The 16842-nt window shown below is 38.0% G+C and carries 19 protein-coding genes; 12 read left to right on the top strand and 7 right to left on the bottom strand.

The genetic code is table 11. From position 1 onward, the window contains the following. Positions 1-118: 118 nt before the first annotated feature. The 5 genes from U859_RS0114065 to U859_RS0114050 form a co-directional block, all read right to left on the bottom strand. On the bottom strand, positions 119-889 hold the full coding sequence (locus tag U859_RS0114065; RefSeq protein WP_025143998.1) for a uroporphyrinogen-III synthase: 771 nt from the start codon (positions 887-889) through the stop codon (positions 119-121). Positions 890-903: 14 nt separating this feature from the next. Next, entirely contained in the window at positions 904-1881 is a 978-nt protein-coding gene (locus tag U859_RS0114060) for a DUF4271 domain-containing protein (RefSeq protein ID WP_025143997.1), read from the bottom strand. Positions 1882-1971: 90 nt separating this feature from the next. Next, positions 1972-2358: a mobile mystery protein B gene (locus U859_RS30435; protein WP_240183053.1), complete on the bottom strand. Its 387-nt coding sequence runs from the start codon at positions 2356-2358 to the stop codon at positions 1972-1974. A 28-nt stretch (positions 2359-2386) separates the two neighbouring features. After that, a complete protein-coding gene (locus U859_RS32210; RefSeq protein ID WP_205314400.1) occupies positions 2387-2569 on the bottom strand; it encodes a hypothetical protein in 183 nt (60 codons plus the stop codon). Next, entirely contained in the window at positions 2560-3018 is a 459-nt protein-coding gene (locus tag U859_RS0114050; RefSeq protein ID WP_025143996.1) for a mobile mystery protein A, read from the bottom strand. Before U859_RS0114050 ends, U859_RS32210 begins: the two co-directional genes overlap by 10 nt. Before the next feature lie 192 nt (positions 3019-3210). On the opposite strand from U859_RS0114050, the gene hemW reads away from it, so the two are divergent. From hemW to U859_RS0114015, 7 genes are all read left to right on the top strand, one after another. Then, on the top strand, positions 3211-4344 hold the full coding sequence (gene hemW / locus U859_RS0114045; RefSeq protein ID WP_025143995.1) for a radical SAM family heme chaperone HemW: 1134 nt from the start codon (positions 3211-3213) through the stop codon (positions 4342-4344). A gap of 72 nt (positions 4345-4416) precedes the next feature. Further along, positions 4417-5199, top strand: a complete 783-nt coding sequence (locus U859_RS0114040) for an SDR family oxidoreductase (protein WP_025143994.1) — start codon at positions 4417-4419, stop codon at positions 5197-5199. A gap of 307 nt (positions 5200-5506) precedes the next feature. Continuing rightward, positions 5507-6058 carry a fasciclin domain-containing protein gene (locus tag U859_RS0114035; protein ID WP_025143993.1) on the top strand — a complete coding sequence of 184 codons (552 nt, stop codon included), beginning with the start codon at positions 5507-5509 and terminating at the stop codon, positions 6056-6058. A 203-nt stretch (positions 6059-6261) separates the two neighbouring features. Beyond that, positions 6262-7143 carry a cupin-like domain-containing protein gene (locus U859_RS0114030; RefSeq protein WP_025143992.1) on the top strand — a complete coding sequence of 294 codons (882 nt, stop codon included), beginning with the start codon at positions 6262-6264 and terminating at the stop codon, positions 7141-7143. 82 nt (positions 7144-7225) lie between these two features. Beyond that, positions 7226-8011 carry a DUF3050 domain-containing protein gene (locus tag U859_RS0114025; RefSeq protein WP_025143991.1) on the top strand — a complete coding sequence of 262 codons (786 nt, stop codon included), beginning with the start codon at positions 7226-7228 and terminating at the stop codon, positions 8009-8011. A gap of 126 nt (positions 8012-8137) precedes the next feature. Next, positions 8138-9016 (top strand): cupin-like domain-containing protein, encoded by an 879-nt coding sequence (locus tag U859_RS0114020; RefSeq protein WP_025143990.1) that lies wholly within the window; start codon positions 8138-8140, stop codon positions 9014-9016. A gap of 104 nt (positions 9017-9120) precedes the next feature. Further along, positions 9121-9735, top strand: a complete 615-nt coding sequence (locus U859_RS0114015; protein WP_025143989.1) for a sugar O-acetyltransferase — start codon at positions 9121-9123, stop codon at positions 9733-9735. 134 nt (positions 9736-9869) lie between these two features. On the opposite strand, the gene U859_RS0114010 is transcribed toward U859_RS0114015, so the two are convergent. Next, positions 9870-10295, bottom strand: coding sequence for a YybH family protein (locus U859_RS0114010; protein WP_025143988.1), 426 nt, complete (start codon positions 10293-10295; stop codon positions 9870-9872). Positions 10296-10389: 94 nt separating this feature from the next. On the opposite strand from U859_RS0114010, the gene U859_RS0114005 reads away from it, so the two are divergent. From U859_RS0114005 to U859_RS0113985, 5 genes are all read left to right on the top strand, one after another. Further along, complete coding sequence (locus U859_RS0114005) at positions 10390-11268, top strand: carbohydrate kinase family protein (RefSeq protein WP_025143987.1); 879 nt, start codon at positions 10390-10392, stop codon at positions 11266-11268. Positions 11269-11613: 345 nt separating this feature from the next. Next, positions 11614-12711: a vWA domain-containing protein gene (locus tag U859_RS0114000; protein ID WP_025143986.1), complete on the top strand. Its 1098-nt coding sequence runs from the start codon at positions 11614-11616 to the stop codon at positions 12709-12711. Between the two features lie 62 nt (positions 12712-12773). Further along, entirely contained in the window at positions 12774-13067 is a 294-nt protein-coding gene (locus U859_RS0113995) for a DUF3861 domain-containing protein (protein WP_025143985.1), read from the top strand. A gap of 20 nt (positions 13068-13087) precedes the next feature. After that, on the top strand, positions 13088-14575 hold the full coding sequence (locus U859_RS0113990) for a sigma 54-interacting transcriptional regulator (protein ID WP_025143984.1): 1488 nt from the start codon (positions 13088-13090) through the stop codon (positions 14573-14575). A 92-nt stretch (positions 14576-14667) separates the two neighbouring features. After that, positions 14668-15930, top strand: coding sequence for a metallophosphoesterase (locus U859_RS0113985; protein ID WP_025143983.1), 1263 nt, complete (start codon positions 14668-14670; stop codon positions 15928-15930). A gap of 109 nt (positions 15931-16039) precedes the next feature. On the opposite strand, the gene U859_RS0113980 is transcribed toward U859_RS0113985, so the two are convergent. Then, entirely contained in the window at positions 16040-16729 is a 690-nt protein-coding gene (locus U859_RS0113980) for a response regulator transcription factor (protein ID WP_025143982.1), read from the bottom strand. Positions 16730-16842: the final 113 nt, after the last annotated feature.

Raw genomic sequence — 16842 nt, 5'->3', positions numbered from 1 at the left:
AAAGTTACTTTAATGATTTTTTAGCTTTCACAATTTTGTTAAAAAAAATACGTAACCCCCTATATAACAGCAAAGTTACGCATTTATTGTGTTGACGTAAAATAATTTATCAATCGTATTATTTATTAGATATTTTGATATAGTTTTCAATGGCCATTGTCATTGAAGGCACACCCGGGGTTGGTGCAGCAATGTCAACAATTAGATCCATATCGGCGCATGCTTTACTGGTATTTACGCCAAAAGCGGCAATCCGTGTGTTATTTTGTTTAAAATCAGGGAAATTTTTGAACAAAGATTGAATACTCGACGGGCTAAAGAAAGCAATAACATCATAAAAAACTTCAGCCAGATCGGATAAATCGCTTACTACAGTCCTGAATAAAACTGCAGGGGTAAAATTATATCCGCTTTTTTCCAGAAATTTCATGGTATCCTCTGTAGCTACATCCGAGCAAGGATATAAAAACTTCTCACCTGCATGTTTTTTAAGTACTTCTGCCAAATCAGCTGCAGTTTGTTTACCAAAGAAGATTTTACGCTTCCTATATTGGATATACTTTTGAAGATACAAGGCAATTGTTTCTGAAAGACAGAAGTATTTCAATTCTGCCGGCACATCATAACGCATTTCTTCACAGATCCTAAAGAAATGATCTGCTGCATTACGACTGGTAAAAATCACTGCCGTAAAATCGGCAAGGTTAATTTTATCCTTTCTGAAGTCTCTTGCTGGCACCCCTTCTACATGAATAAAAGACCTGAAATCAACTTTTAAGTTGTGTTTTTTGGCCAAATCGTAATAGGGAGATTTTTCGGTTTCAGGTTTTGGTAAAGTAACCAAAATACTTTTTACTTTGCGGATTCTAGAGTCGTTCTTTTCTTGCATTTTCCTTTTTCCTGCTACAGCCCTATCGTTTTAATTAGTATGAGGATAGGACATATTTCGAGGGCGCAAAAGTACAAAATTAAATGCATTCTAGAAAACTTATTATTAGAAAGTATCGTTATACCCGCCCTTAACAACTGAAAAGCAAAAATGATGCCTAACAACAAGAATGCCAATACGATATAAACAGCCCCGTATTTAAGCGGCGAGAGGGCAAAAGCCACAACTAAAGGAATAAATAATAGCGATGCATTAAAGTAACTAAGGTATAATATGGAAATGTATTCGCCTACTGGTTTTTGAACATTAAACAGATAACCCAGAAAGCGTAAGAGGATTAATTTTAGCGCATAAAAAGCAATTATGGTAATGGATATGCTAAAGAAAAATTTAAAGCCATCTTTGGCCTGGTACATATCGTTCCATTGTGCCACCAGAAAAAAGAACATCCCAAAAACAAAACCGAACTGCACAAAAAGCAACAAAAACGGCCACGAACTAAAAAGGTTATCTTCTTTATTGATGTTGTTTAATATCCTGTTGCTAAAAAACGATTGTACAATGGCGGATAGCTGTTTGGAAAATGCATTTTTTAAAATGGCAAAAATAATGAGCATGCCAAAAATAAAGCCCAGCAACCCTACATTGCCTTTGGGGATTTTTGTACCCAACTGGTAAGGGTTTGCTTTTTTCTTTAAATGCTGGTATTTCTTGTGCCATGCCCACAAATCAAGCTTTGGAGAAAGATATTCTTTTTCAATCGTATCTAAAAGCGCATTTTTATTAATTAAGCTGTCAGGAAGTACCCAGGTATGGTGAACTAAGGAATCGGTAGAAAATTTCTGCCTGGCCAACGTTGCCGAATCGGGGCGATACCTCCTGTACCGGTATTGATTTACCACCGCACTATCTGTTTGAACAGGCAACTGCTGTGCTGCCACAAAATCTGCAGACCATAAAAAGGCAAACAAAACAAAAATGAATTTCGGCATGCTGTAAATCAAAACTTAAGGTTGCAAAAGTAGTCGAATAATCATTGTTTACCTAAAGAAAATAAATGGATTGATGAATATGCAGATCTGTTACGACCTTGCAAACAGAAGAAGTTCTGTGTAATCGCCTTTGTCTGCCAGTTTCAATGAATTAAGATATCCTCTCCTATTCTCACTTTCTTTCGAAAGATTTTCAGCTCCCCAGGTGAATACCGCTCCATGAAATAGCTTTTCAACAATAATATCTGCCAACAACCTGCTGTGCCTGCCATTTCCATTAGAGAAACAATGTATGCTCACTATCCGATGTTTAAAGCGGATGGCTATTTCATCAGGAGAATAAGCATTATTTTCAATCCAGAACCTGGTATCTTCCAGTAAATTCTTTAATTCAATGGCAACCTGCCATCTGTCTACGCCGATGTTTTTATTTGTTTTGCGGAATGCGCCTGCCCATTTCCAAACATCTTTATACATCCGTTTATGTATATCTTTAATAAAAGCCTCAGTTAATAATTTTTTCAGGTTTAAACTTCTTGCCTAGCGTCCATTTTATAGCTTCTTCGATATTTTGTTGCTCAAATTCATCGAGTTCTTCTCTGGTTGCAATAGTAGAAATGAGCAAACCTTCTTTCTCTTCTTCATCCAAAGGGGTTTGCCCATCAATATAGTTCAAATCTAATCCCATAAAACCTTAGGCAGTTCGTTTTTAATTTCTTCAGTCCTTTCTTTTATAGCCTTCTCAATCCTTTCTTTAGAATTACCCTGATCTTCTAATTGCATCGTATTCGAGGTACGAAGCACAATTTTTGTAGCCAATTCATTTGACTTTTTTTCAATCATTGCCTCTAATGACCCATCTTTAGGCACAAAACCGTAAACCAGTTCCATATCTAAAACCCTACCCAGCTCCCTAAGAGACTTTATGGTAATTGAACCATCGGCCTCTCTTTTTTCTATGTCTAAAACTCCTTGTTTACTTATCGATAATTTATTAGCCAATTGCTGCATAGACATGCCTAGGGTATTCCGGATCGCTTTAATCCAACCACTTGGTGGGATTGCAATTTTGCTCAGAGGTGCAAAATTTAAAAGTTTACCATTTAACTGTTGCAGCATTAGTGATTTTTTTCCCATAACATAAAAAGTAAAGCTATTACTTTATTTAAACAATACAAAAGTAAAGCTATTACTTTACTTAAACAACTAAAAAGTAAAGCTATTACTTTACTTAATGTAATTAAGCAGCTTAATTAAAATTTTAAATGACTCAATCACTGATCACATATTATGACAATAAAGAAAATTTAACTTCAGTATCTTTGCAAAATGTCTGGTATCTATATCCATATTCCCTTCTGCAAAAAGGCCTGTCATTATTGCGATTTCCATTTCAGCACTTCGCTAAAATTCGCTGATGAAATGGTTGAGGCTATTTGCAAGGAAATTAAAATGAAAAAAGACCGGATTACGGGCCAGGTTGGAAGCATCTACTTGGGTGGTGGCACCCCATCTATTTTATCTGAGACGGCTCTGCAAAAGATTTTCGACGCCATTAACCATACTTTTTCGGTTGATGCAAATGCAGAGATCACCATCGAAACCAATCCTGATGATTTAACGCCTCAAAAACTAAAAGAGCTTAAACAACTGCCTGTTAACCGCTTTAGTGTGGGTATACAGTCTTTTTATGATGAGGACCTGATCTGGATGAACAGGGCGCACCAGGCTAAGGAAGCTGAAGATTGTATCAAGAGAAGCCAGGATGCAGGTTTTGAAAACCTGACACTGGATTTAATTTACGGCTATCCTTTACTTACCGATCAAAAGTGGCTTAGCAATATACAAAAGGCGATTGAACTGGAGGTACCGCATATTTCGGCTTATGCTTTAACAGTTGAGCCCAGAACAGCTTTGGCCCATGCCATTAAAAACAAAAAGCAAAGTCCGGTTAGCGACAACCAGAGCGCTGCACAGTTTGTAATTTTAATGGAGAAACTGGTTGAGGCTGGCTTTGAACATTACGAGATTTCTAATTTTGCCAAACCCAACCATTACGCCATACATAACACCAATTATTGGAAAGGTATAGATTATTTAGGTATTGGCCCCTCAGCGCATGGCTTTAACGGCCAGAACAGGTATATGAACCCTGCAAATAACGCCTTATATATGGAAACTTTGGCCAAGAATAAACTCCCTGAAATGGTTGAAGAACTGAGTTTGAACGATAGGTTTAATGAATATGTAATGACCTCGCTCAGAACCATGTGGGGAACTGACCTGCAGAAAATAAATGCCGATTTCGGGAAAGATTTTTTAGAAGAAACGCAATACAATCTTAAAAATTTTGAGGATAAAGATTGGCTGGTTACAGATGGAGATAAAATCCGGCTAAGCCAGAATGGAAAATTATTTGCCGATCATATTGCTTCAGAATTGTTTATTGTTGACAATGATTAAATTAGAGAATGATTAAATGCTTTTGTATAAATCCATTATTCAATCACTCTATAATTCAATAAATATATATTTATGTCAAAAATTGTATGGATAACAGGTGCATCATCAGGTATTGGCGAGGCCCTGGTATATGAATATTTTAAAGCGGGCAACAAACTGATTATTTCGGGAAGAAACCGCGATGAACTGTTCCGTGTTAAAGGAAACTGCCAAAACTCATTTAATGTGCATGTTTTACCATTCGATTTAAGTGAAACCGAAACGCTGAAAAATAAAGCCGCTGATGCCATCCGTATTTTCGGGAAGATAGATCTACTGATCAATAGCGGAGGGGTAAGTCAGCGGAGTTTGGCCTTAGAAACCAACCTGCAAACGGAACAGCAGATTATGGATACCAATTTTTGGGGAACGGTTGTACTAAGCAAAGCAGTTTTACCCTTGATGATAGCCAATGGCGGCGGACAAATTGCCGTAATCAGTAGTTTGGTTGGCAAATTCGGCACAAAGTTCCGTTCTACCTATGCAGCATCGAAACATGCACTACATGGATATTTCGATTCCCTCCGATCGGAAATTTATGATAAAAACATCGACATCACCATAATTTGCCCGGGGTTTATTAAAACCAATGTAACCTATAATGCCCTAACAGCAGATGGAAAACCATTAAATATGATGGGCGATGCACATGAAAATGCGATGAGTCCTGCCGATTGTGCCAAACAAATAGTACAGGCTATCAACAGCAAAAAAGAAGAGGTTTACATTGGCGGAAAGGAAACAAAAGCGGTATTACTGAAACGCTTTTTCCCTAAGATTTTCTCTAAGAAATTGAGAACTGCGAAGGTGAACTAGATGGGGGGGCGTTAAGCGTGACTAGCGATGTTATAAAGAATGCGACTTAAGGATGAACGCAAATACCTAAACCCGATTGTAGCGGTATCCTTTTGGCTGTCATTCTGAGCGTAGTCGAAGAACAGCCAAAAGATTTAGCGAAAAGCGGGAATGCTCTCCCCTAAGAACTACTACAGCACCTTTCTAAAATAAAAAATTAAAGACCTAATAATCAATAAATTAAATAATAATTTCAATTTCTAAAAACCAAGTATCTGTAAGCCGTCGTAAATGGAATCAAATAACAGAAACTTAAAAATTAGAAATAATGAAAAATTTAATCCTATCAGTTTTTGCCGTAATTACAATGGCATTTACGACACAAGTTTACGCTCAAAAAAATCCAATGGTTGGCGGCGCGGCCATGTATTCAACTAAAGACATTGTTGATAATGCAGTAAATTCTAAAGACCACACTACCTTGGTTGCAGCAGTTAAAGCAGCAGGTTTGGTAGAAACTTTAAAAGGTGCTGGTCCCTTCACCGTTTTCGCTCCAACCAATGCAGCTTTTGACAAACTTCCTGCCGGAACTGTAGACAATTTGGTTAAACCAGAAAACAAAGCAACCCTTACCAAAATTTTAACTTACCACGTTGTTGCCGGTAAAATGGACAGCAAAGCAATCGCAAAAGCAATTAAAGCCGGTGGTGGCAAAGCAGAATTAACAACTGTACAAGGTGGCAAACTTTGGGCCTGGATGGAAGGTAAAAAACTGGTTTTAAAAGATGAAAAAGGTGGAATGAGCACTGTAACTATTGCAGATGTTTATCAAAAAAATGGTGTAATCCATGTGGTTGATACCGTTTTAATGCCTAAATAACATATCATTATCCTTATGATCAACTTGAAACGTTCCGGCTTTTGCCGGAACGTTTTTGTTTTAGCTAAATTATTCTCTTATCATTCTTAGTTCATACCATCTGACTTTTTTTGATGAATTGTCAGTTTTTTTTCAAGTTTTTCCATTTCTAATGCTTGCTGTTTTTTAACTATTTAATTTTGCTGCATTAATAGTTATTTAACATGAAATTCAATTTATCTCCGATAGATGTAGTTGAAGACATATCTAAATCAGATTTCGAGCTGAACTACCTTAAACCCCGCAAACCTCTGGTAATAAAAAATATGGCCAGGAAGTGGCCGGCCTACCAGAAATGGACGATGGAATACATGAAGGATGTTGTTGGGGATAAAACTGTTCCACTTTACGATAGTTCGAAAGCCGATCCATCTAAACCAATAAATGCTTCTGCTGCCGAAATGAAATTTGGCGATTATATCGACCTGATTAAAGATACACCTACGGATTTGCGTATTTTTTTATTCGATCCGATAAAGTTTGCCCCAAAATTACTGAAAGATTATATCGCGCCAAAAGATTTAATGGGCGGTTTTTTAGACAGCTACCCAAATATGTTTTTTGGCGGTAAGGGCTCTGTTACCTTCCTGCATTACGATATTGATCTGGCCCACATTTTCCACACGCACTTTAATGGCCGTAAACACGTTATTCTGTTTGATTATAAATGGAAAGAACGTTTGTACCAGATTCCTTATGCCACTTATGCACTGGAAGATTATGATGTAGAAAATCCTGATTTTGATAAATTCCCGGCATTAAAAGGCGTTAAAGGAGTGGAGGCCTATTTAGAGCATGGCGATACCTTATTTATGCCTACAGGCTATTGGCATTGGATGAAATACCTGGATGGATCTTTCTCTATTAGCCTGAGGGCATGGGACAAAAGCTGGGCTGTAAAAGCAAAAAGCTTGTATAACTTAACTTTACAGCGTAAATTTGACGACTTTATGAAAGCAAACTATCGTGAAAAGTACATGCACTGGAAAGAAGAACTTGCGGTTAAGAGAGCAAGTAAAGCGTTAGAAAAAAATTTACCCAAGTAAGCAAAAAGAATAGAAGCGAACGATTAAACAGGATGATGAGGTTTGGACTCCAAACTCAACACTCCAAACACCAAACCCAAATATGCATCCTAACATTATAAAAATACAAGAAAGCATCACGCCGCTTAAGCAGCAAATTATTAACCATAAAGTTTATTCAGCGATTAGTGAATTAGAAGATCTTCGGGTTTTTATGGAACACCATATTTTTGCCGTTTGGGATTTTATGTCGCTGCTTAAGGCTTTACAGATTAACCTTACCTGCACCAGCTTACCGTGGTTCCCGGTTGGTGATCCGGTTACCAGACAGTTGATCAACGAAATTGTTGCTGGAGAAGAATCGGATGTGGATGCAAGTGGTGCCATTAAAAGCCATTTTGAGTTATATTTAGATGCCATGGATCAATGTGGGGCAAATACAAAGCCCATCAATGATTTTTTAAACGCGTTAAAAAGCGGTAAAAGTTTTAATGAAGCGTTTGACATAGCCAATGTACCTGCTGCTGCCAAAGATTTCGTGAATGCTACATTCGAAACCATTAACAGTGGTAAAACACATTTACAAGCAGCCAGTTTTACATTTGGCCGCGAAGATTTGATCCCAAACATGTTTTACAGCATGGTAAATGATTTGAACAGCACCCAGGCCGATAAGGTATCGATTTTTAAATATTATCTGGAACGTCACATCGAAGTAGATGGCGATCACCATAGCCATTTGGCACTCTCCATGACAGAGAAACTCTGCGAAAAAGAGGAAGCATTTTGGGCCGAGGCGGAAGAAACTACAAAACAGGCCTTACAAAAAAGGATCGACCTTTGGGATGCTGCTTATGCCGGAATTGTTAAAAATAAAGTTGAAGCGTAATTATTAAATTGTTAAGTATTTGCTAATTTAGATTACGTGATTTTAGTCACATTTACCTGTTAACATCAATTTTGTAAAATAAAATTTACACATTTGTTGTTCGGCACAAATAACCGATTTAAGCGCATGAGTTTCATTTTAAAACCTGTTGATATTGTTGAGAATATCACTCCTGAAGATTTTAAGAAAAATTATTTGAAAACCAAACGTCCGTTAGTCATCAGGGGCCTTACCAAAGATTGGCCAGCGAGAGAAAAATGGACGACCGAATATTTAAAAGAAATTGGCGGCGACCTAGAGGTTCCTCTTTACGATAACTCTAAAGCTGATCCGTCAAAACCAATTAATGCGGCTACTGCACACATGAAATTTGGCGATTATCTTGACCTGATCAAACGTGAGCCTACTGAATTAAGGATTTTCTTTTTCAACCTGTTTAAAAAAGTGCCTAGCTTAATCAATGATGTAAAAATCCCGAAAGATTTAATGGGCGGTTTTATTGAGAGCATGCCGGCCATGTTTTTTGGAGGTTCTAACTCGGTAACCTTTTTGCATTACGATATCGATTTGCCACACATTTTCCATACTCACTTTGGTGGCAGAAAACACATTGTTTTATTTGACAATAAATGGAAAGATAGGTTGTATTGCTTACCCAATGCAACTTATGCTTTGGAAGATTATGATGTTGCCAATCCTGATTTCGAAAAATTCCCTGCGCTAAATGGTGTTGAGGGTTATGAAGTTTTCTTAGAGCATGGCGATACCTTATTTATGCCAACTGGTATGTGGCATTGGATGAAATATCTGGATGGCTCGTTCTCTTTAAGCTTAAGGGCATGGGATCAATCGATTACCCGAAAAGTGGCAAGTGTTTGGAGTTTATTTACCCATGGTGCGATTGATAGTTTAATTAAAATGACTTTCAAAGAAAAATATGCTCACTGGAGAGAGAAAAAAGCTGTTAAAATTGCTGAAAAGGCTTTAGCAAACGGCAAACCATAAAAATTAAAAAAAATTAAAATACAACGGGGCATCGGTAACGATAGTCCCGTTTTTTGTTATTATTGTGAATAACATTTAGTGCAAATAAAAAAATCAGATCACAAATGGATATCAACACACTTACCGAAAAACAAAAAATGCTTGCAGGCAAAGCTTATCAGGCTGGTGGCGAAGAACTTTCGAAAGAAAGATTAAAAGCCCGTGAAATCGTTTTTGAATTTAATAACCTCGCACCAAAATTTATTAAACAGCGGAAAGAATTACTTAAAAGGCTTTTTGGAAAAACAGAGCGAATGTTTTATATAGAGCCCCCGTTTAGGTGCGATTATGGGTATAATATCGAAATTGGCGATAATTTTTATGCAAACTTCAACCTGGTTATTTTAGATTGCGCTAAGGTCAGCATTGGTAACAGCGTTTTTATAGCGCCAAACGTAGCCATCTACACGGCTGGTCATCCCATTCACGCATACTTGAGGGATCAGGAGTATGAATGGGCACAGGAAGTGACCATTGGCAATAGCGTGTGGATCGGAGGAAATGTAGTGATTAACCCCGGCGTAAAAATCGGATCGAATGTGGTTATAGGATCAGGCAGTATCGTAACCAGGGATATTCCAGATAATGTTTTCGCAGCAGGAAACCCATGCAGGGTAATCCGCCAGTTAACAGATGCTGATAAGGATTATTACTATAAGGATTTTAAATTAGGCGAATAAACCAATCATCGTCCCCGTTTGCAACGGGGATGTATGAGAAAGGCGATTTTATCGCCTTTAAATTGCTTTTACAGCATTAAAAATGCTGTTCTCGCGAATCCTCGTTACAAACGAGGACTATTTATCTTCCATCCCTAACTGCTATGATCAACAATCACCTTCCACTCTCCTTTTATTTTTTTGATCAAAAGGGTAAAATATCCTTTTAATTCATCTTTTTCGCGTTTTACATTCCAGCTGCCCAATACAAAGGCAAGATCAGGTTTCAGAAAATCGACCTTTTTTATCCCAAACACCAAAAAGCCCATGGCAGATTTATCCGGATAACCTTTTTTATAATTATCCAATGTTTTTTGCCAACCGTAGGTTGGTCCGCTTTTACCTACAAAAAGTAAACTATCTGATTTTTCGTATCCTTGCATAAAAGCTTCAACATCGCCTTTGTTCCAATCGGTACGTTGTTTTTCAAGCAGATCGAGTATCGCTTGTTTATCTTTTGCATTTTGAGCATAGGTGCCAAATGAGACTAAAAGCAAGGCAATAAAGAGTATTTTTTTCATGATTATTACAATTTTGGTAAAAATTAAAGATATGAAACAAATTATTTCGTTCCATCGGTAAAAATTGTTTATTTACATTTTTTATCAATCTACCATGCAAAATAAAGTAATTACAATTGGCGAAATACTTTGGGACGTTTTCCCCGAGGGGAAAAAAGCTGGCGGTTCGAGTATGAACGTTGCGCTTAATTTACACAAACAAAGTATAGAAAGCAGTTTCATTAGTGCTGTTGGCGATGATGATAACGGCAAAGAGCTCCTCAATTTTTTAGCCAGCAATCATTTTGCAACGGATTTAATCCAGGTGAATAATGAATTACCCACCAGTACCGTTGTGGTTCAGCTGGATGAGCAACATCAGGCCACTTATACCATTAAACAGCCTGTGGCCTGGGATGCCATTAAAATTACCGAAGAAAATATAACTGCGGTAAAACAGGCCGATGCTCTGGTGTATTGTAGCTTAACCTGCAGGGAGGAAAAATCTAAAAAAACTATCCTCGAGCTTTTAGACCATGCAAAAACCAAAATATTCGACATCAATCTTCGCGCTCCATTTTACGAGAAAGAATTAATTGGCGAACTTTTGGCAAAAGCTGATATCTTAAAAATAAATGAGGACGAAATTATTTGGGTAAAAGAATCGTTCGGTTTAACAGGAAGTACGGATGAGCAACTTTTAAAACAGCTTTCAAGTCAGTTTAATATCGAAATCATCTGCCTGACACTTGGCGATAAGGGTGCCTGTGTTTTAAAAGAAGGCAAATTGTTTAAACATGCTGGTTACAAAGTTCAGGTAGCTGATACGGTTGGTGCAGGTGATGCTTTCTTAGCTACATTTATTGCCTGCTACCTGCAAGGCTACCCTATGGAAACCACCTTGGATAATGCCTGTAAGGTTGGTGCATTTGTAGCCTCACAGCCAGGTGCAAACCCAGAATATAATAAAAAAATTTACCATATGGCGCTTTAAAGACCCAGACCTTATAGGTTTTTGAAACCTATAAGGTCTGTTAGATTTATTTTTTAAACGATGGGTTTTGCGTTAGGGATTGTAAGGGTTTAGTACCGATCCTTCATCGGTACCGAAGCGAAGCGTAGCCCTGAAAAGCCAGACCCTTTCCCGTATTTCACGGGATTGGGGAATGCCCTAATCAGTTTGGCAGTTGACAGTTGGCAGTTTTCAGTTGGCAGTTTCCAATTTAACTATGCTTTGGTCTTTCAGCTTTTACCTTTCTTCTTGGCTCCAAATATGACACCGCGCTTAAATTAATACAAAGCGAAACTTTTATCTTCGATAAATCGTTAATACAAGCACATGAGAGGTTTTCGTTTTTCTGATTATAAGCCGGGCGATGCGCCAAAGGGTGGGTTCGATGAGTTGCTGAAATTATTTAGCGAACTGCTAAATTATACAGCAGGAGATGCAGCAGAGGCTTTAAGCTGGCTGAACGAGCTCGACAAACAATATAAGTTAACCAATAACGATTATGGTATCGGTAATTTTATCGACGACCTGAAAGACAAAGGTTATCTTACTGAAGATAACAAATCGGGAGAATTTAAGATTACAGCCAAAACGGAACAGACGATCCGAAAATCTGCATTGGACGAAATTTTCGGGAAACTGAAGAAATCTGGACGTGGTAATCACAATAGTAACCAATCGGGTATTGGTGAAGAGAAAAATGCGGATAGGCGCGAGTATAGTTTTGGCGATAGTTTGGACCAGATCGACATGACGGCTTCTATCCAAAATGCGCAGATTAACCACGGAATTGGTGATTTTACATTAACCGACCGCGATTTAGAGGTAGAGGAAAAAGATTTTAAAACCCTAACTTCTACGGTATTGATGATCGACATTTCGCACTCGATGATATTGTACGGTGAAGACCGGATTACACCTGCTAAAAAAGTTGCAATGGCCCTGGCCGAGCTGATTAAAACTAAATACCCGAAAGATACTTTGGATATTGTTGTTTTTGGAAATGATGCCTGGCCGATCAGTGTGAAAGATTTGCCGTATTTACAGGTTGGACCTTACCACACCAATACTTATGCAGGTTTAGAACTTGCTGCAGATTTGCTTCGTCGCAGAAAAACCCACAACAAACAGATTTTCATGATTACGGATGGGAAACCAACCTGCCTGAAAGAAAATGGCAAATACTATAAAAACAGCATGGGTTTGGATAGAAAGGTAATCAACAAAACCTTAAACATGGCGGCGCAATGTAAACGTTTAAAAATCCCGATTACGACGTTTATGATTGCAAAGGATCCATATTTACAGCAATTTGTACGTCAGTTTACCGAAATTAATGGGGGGAGGGCTTTTTACAGCTCATTAAACGGCTTGGGCGAATACATTTTTGAAGATTACATTAAAAATAGACGTAAGACGGTGAAATAGTCGGGAGTCCAAAGTCTTTAGTCCCGAGTTGGTGGATAAAAGGGTATCAAAATAAATTAAGCATGGCTAAACGCACAAATAAATACAAGTTAACATTAGAAGAAATATCTTTAGCAAGAGAAGAAGACATTAGCAATGCACCTTTAACACTTGAGTTTGATAATCACGATAATATATTTAACATTATAAACGCTGTAAAAAGCAAAAACATTTTTGAAGATGAAAATCAGAGTACTGAATTTGCCATTGGTTTGAAAATGTTAACAGAAGTTGTGTTGAAAAACAGAGACCTTGAACTTTTCAAAGAACTACAGCCCGCAATTGGTGAGTTTATGAAAAAACTGAAGAGTAAATAAAGAATAGTATAATCCAATATATGCAAAATACAACATTAGGCCAGTTAAAGGCTACAAATTATACATCAAGAAGCGTTAAGGAAGAGCTGAGGGAAAATTTGATAAAAGTGCTGCGCGATAAAAAAACCGAATTTGAAGGTATTATCGGTTACGATGAAACGGTTATTCCAGAATTACAGACCGCAATTTTATCACGTCATAATATTTTACTTTTAGGTTTACGCGGACAGGCAAAAACGCGTATTGCCCGCTTAATGGTAAATTTATTGGATGAATATGTGCCCTACGTTGCCGGAAGCGAGATCTTTGATGATCCGCTAAACCCAATTTCATGGTACGCCAAAAATGAAATCGCCACCAAAGGCGACGATACCGAAATTGCCTGGTTGCACCGCAGCGAAAGGTACACCGAAAAACTGGCCACACCAGATGTTACCGTTGCCGATTTAATAGGCGATGTTGACCCGATTAAGGCCGCTACTTTAAAGTTAACCTATAACGATGAACGTGTAATCCACTTTGGTTTAATTCCACGTGCTCACCGCAGCATTTTCGTAATTAACGAGCTTCCCGATTTACAGGCTCGTATCCAGGTAGCGCTCTTTAACATGTTACAGGAAAAAGATATACAAATCCGTGGTTTCAAATTGCGTTTACCTTTGGATATCCAGTTTGTATTTACCGCAAACCCTGAAGATTATACCAACCGTGGAAGTATCGTTACGCCATTGAAAGACAGGATTGAAAGTCAGATTTTAACACACTACCCTAAAACGGTCGAAATTTCGCGTAAAATTACTTTTCAGGAGGCAAAACTTACTGCCGAGCAAAAAGCCAATATCGAAGCTGATGGCCTGCTGAAAGATTTGATTGAACAGATTGCTTTCGAAGCGCGTAAAAGTGAATACATCGATCAAAAATCGGGCGTTTCGGCAAGACTAACTATTTCTGCCTACGAAAATTTAATCAGCACTGCAGAAAGAAGGATGCTGATTGCAGGAGAGAAAAACACATTCGTGCGTTTATCAGATCTGGCCGGGATTATTCCAGCCATAACCGGTAAAATAGAACTGGTTTACGAAGGTGAACTGGAAGGACCAGCTCATGTAGCCACAACTTTGATCGGTAAAGCGGTTAAAACCCTGTTTGCACGGTATTTCCCAGATCCGGAAAAAGCAAAAAAAACCAAAACAGCCAACCCTTATACCGAAGTAACCGAATGGTTTACCGAAGGCAATAATGTTGATGTTACAGATACTTTGAGCAATGCGCAATATAAAAAGGCATTGATGCTGGTACCAGGCTTGTATGATCTGGTAAAGAAATTCCATCCCAAATTAAGTGAAAACCAAACTTTATTATTAATGGAGTTTGTATTACATGGCCTGGCTGAATATTCGCAATTGAGCAAAAACTTTTTAAATGGTGGCTTCGGCTTTTCTGATATGTTTGGCAGTTTATTTAACGCCGAATTCGACGAAGAAGAGGATGAAGACGATTTCAGATAATATTGAATTTCTCTAATTTGATTAGCTTTGACAAATTCTTCCCCTAAAGAAGAATCTGTCGAAGCTTTTTTATTTACAAACCCGAATATATAATGGGAAGATTACCTTTTATTATTGTCGCCTGCATTTTTATTATTGCATTTGATATTTACTGCTTTAAAGCCATAATTGCTGTTTTTAAAAAATGGAAACCGGGCACAAAAAAAGCATTTGGCATTGCTTACTGGACCTATAGCGCATTATTGATTATTGGTGTATTCTGTGGCATTTACCTTAATCTTTTTCTTACATTAAGGGCCATTATTTTAGTTGCTTTCTTTTTAACGGTAGCCTGCAAACTGGCCATGTTACCCTTTTTGGTATTGGATGATTTACGCAGGTTGTTTATCAGAATTTTCAGAAAAAATAAAACCACTGGAGTTTCAACAACAACGCAAACCGCACAATCTACAGCTGCAGAGCCGATTTCAAGGTCAGAATTTTTGGTTAAAGCCGGATTGGTGGCCGCTGCTGTTCCACTAACATCGTTAAGCTGGGGAATAATTTCAGGCGCTTACGATTATCAGGTGCGAAGGGTAAATTTAATCCTCCCTAACCTGCCCAAAGCTTTTGACGGGATTACGATGGGGCAGATTTCTGATATTCACTCAGGCAGTTTTTATAATAAAACAGCGGTAAAAGGCGGTGTAGAAATGTTATTGGGAGAAAAACCTGATTTCATCTTTTTTACCGGCGATTTAGTAAACAACCTCACCAACGAAGTAAGGGATTACCAGGATATATTTTCGAAAGTAAAGGCGCCTTTGGGCGTATATTCATCGCTAGGAAACCATGATTATGGTGATTATTATTTTGGGAAGGAATCGTCTCCTGCAAAAGTAAAAAACCTGAAAGATATGGTTGATGTACACAAAATAATGGGTTACGACCTGTTAATGAACGAAAACCGCAGGTTAAAAGTAGATGGAGAGGAAATCGGCATTTTAGGAATTGAAAACTGGGGAATGGGTCGTTTTCCAAAATATGGAAAAATGGAACTGGCTGTTCAAAATACAGATGATTTACCGGTTAAGCTTTTGTTAAGTCATGATCCTTCACACTGGCGTGGAGAAGTTTTACAAAAATACCCTCAAATAGATGCCATGTTTAGCGGGCACACACACGGCATGCAGTTTGGTGTACGTTTAAAAGAATATCAATGGAGCCCTGTGCAATACATCTATAAGGAATGGGCAGGATTGTACCAGGAGAAAAAACAACAGCTATACGTAAATGTTGGCTATGGCTTTCTAGGCTACCCGGGTAGGGTTGGCATTTTACCTGAGATTACGATATTTACTTTAAAAAGGGCTTAGATACCAGATAAAATCCAATAATGGTGTCAGATGTTACCATCTGACACATATCTTACCGTCAGATAGTAACATCTGACGGCACACAAATTCCCTCATTCAATAAATATCTCTATCCCGCGTTAAAGCGATAACCTACTCCCCTAACGGTTTGTAACAACTGCGGATTGTCTGGATTCAGTTCGATCTTTTTACGCAAGCGTACAATATGCATATCAAGTGTGCGGGTATTTACGTCAGAGTTGTAGCCCCAAACCACCAACATCAGTTCATCACGGTTGATTACTTTGCCTGGGTTGCGCAGGAAATAAAGCAGGATACGGTTTTCCAATATGGTTAACTCGATTTTCTTTCCGTCTCTAAACAAAGTATGGATGTTTGGATGATGTTCCATATTGCCAAAACGGTGAATCTCTGCAGAATCTTTATTAACAATAAACTTCACCTTGCTCTCTAACATGGCCACCAAAACATCCATATTAAATGGCTTGGTGATATAATCAGATGCACCAAAGTTATAAGCATCAATTTTATCTACATCCTGTGCCTTGGCTGTCATCATAATTACCAGGTTTTCGAAACCCTGTTTACGTACATTTTCGCAAACTTCGGCACCCTGTTTACCCGGCATCATCCAGTCCAATAAAACAATATCGGGCTGATCGGCCAAAATCATTCTCTCACCCGCTTCGCCATCATTTGCTTCAAGCACAGTATAGCCCTCAGCTTTTAAACGGTGAGCAACAAGAAAGCGAAGATTCTCATCATCTTCTACGATTAATATTTTTACTTCTTTAGACATTTATGTGTTTTTTTACTGTTTTAATGTTGAAACGCTGCAATGTTTGAAGGTTCAATATTCCAACCTTTAACGTGTAACTTTTAAACTTCTTTATTCTTGTAAGGTTGAAAAGT

This window comes from Pedobacter jeongneungensis (assembly GCF_000633455.1).
GTDB classification, from domain to species: domain Bacteria; phylum Bacteroidota; class Bacteroidia; order Sphingobacteriales; family Sphingobacteriaceae; genus Pedobacter; species Pedobacter jeongneungensis_A.
The sequence above is the reverse complement of the archived record's forward strand: the minus strand, read 5'-3'. Positions and strand labels throughout refer to the sequence as shown.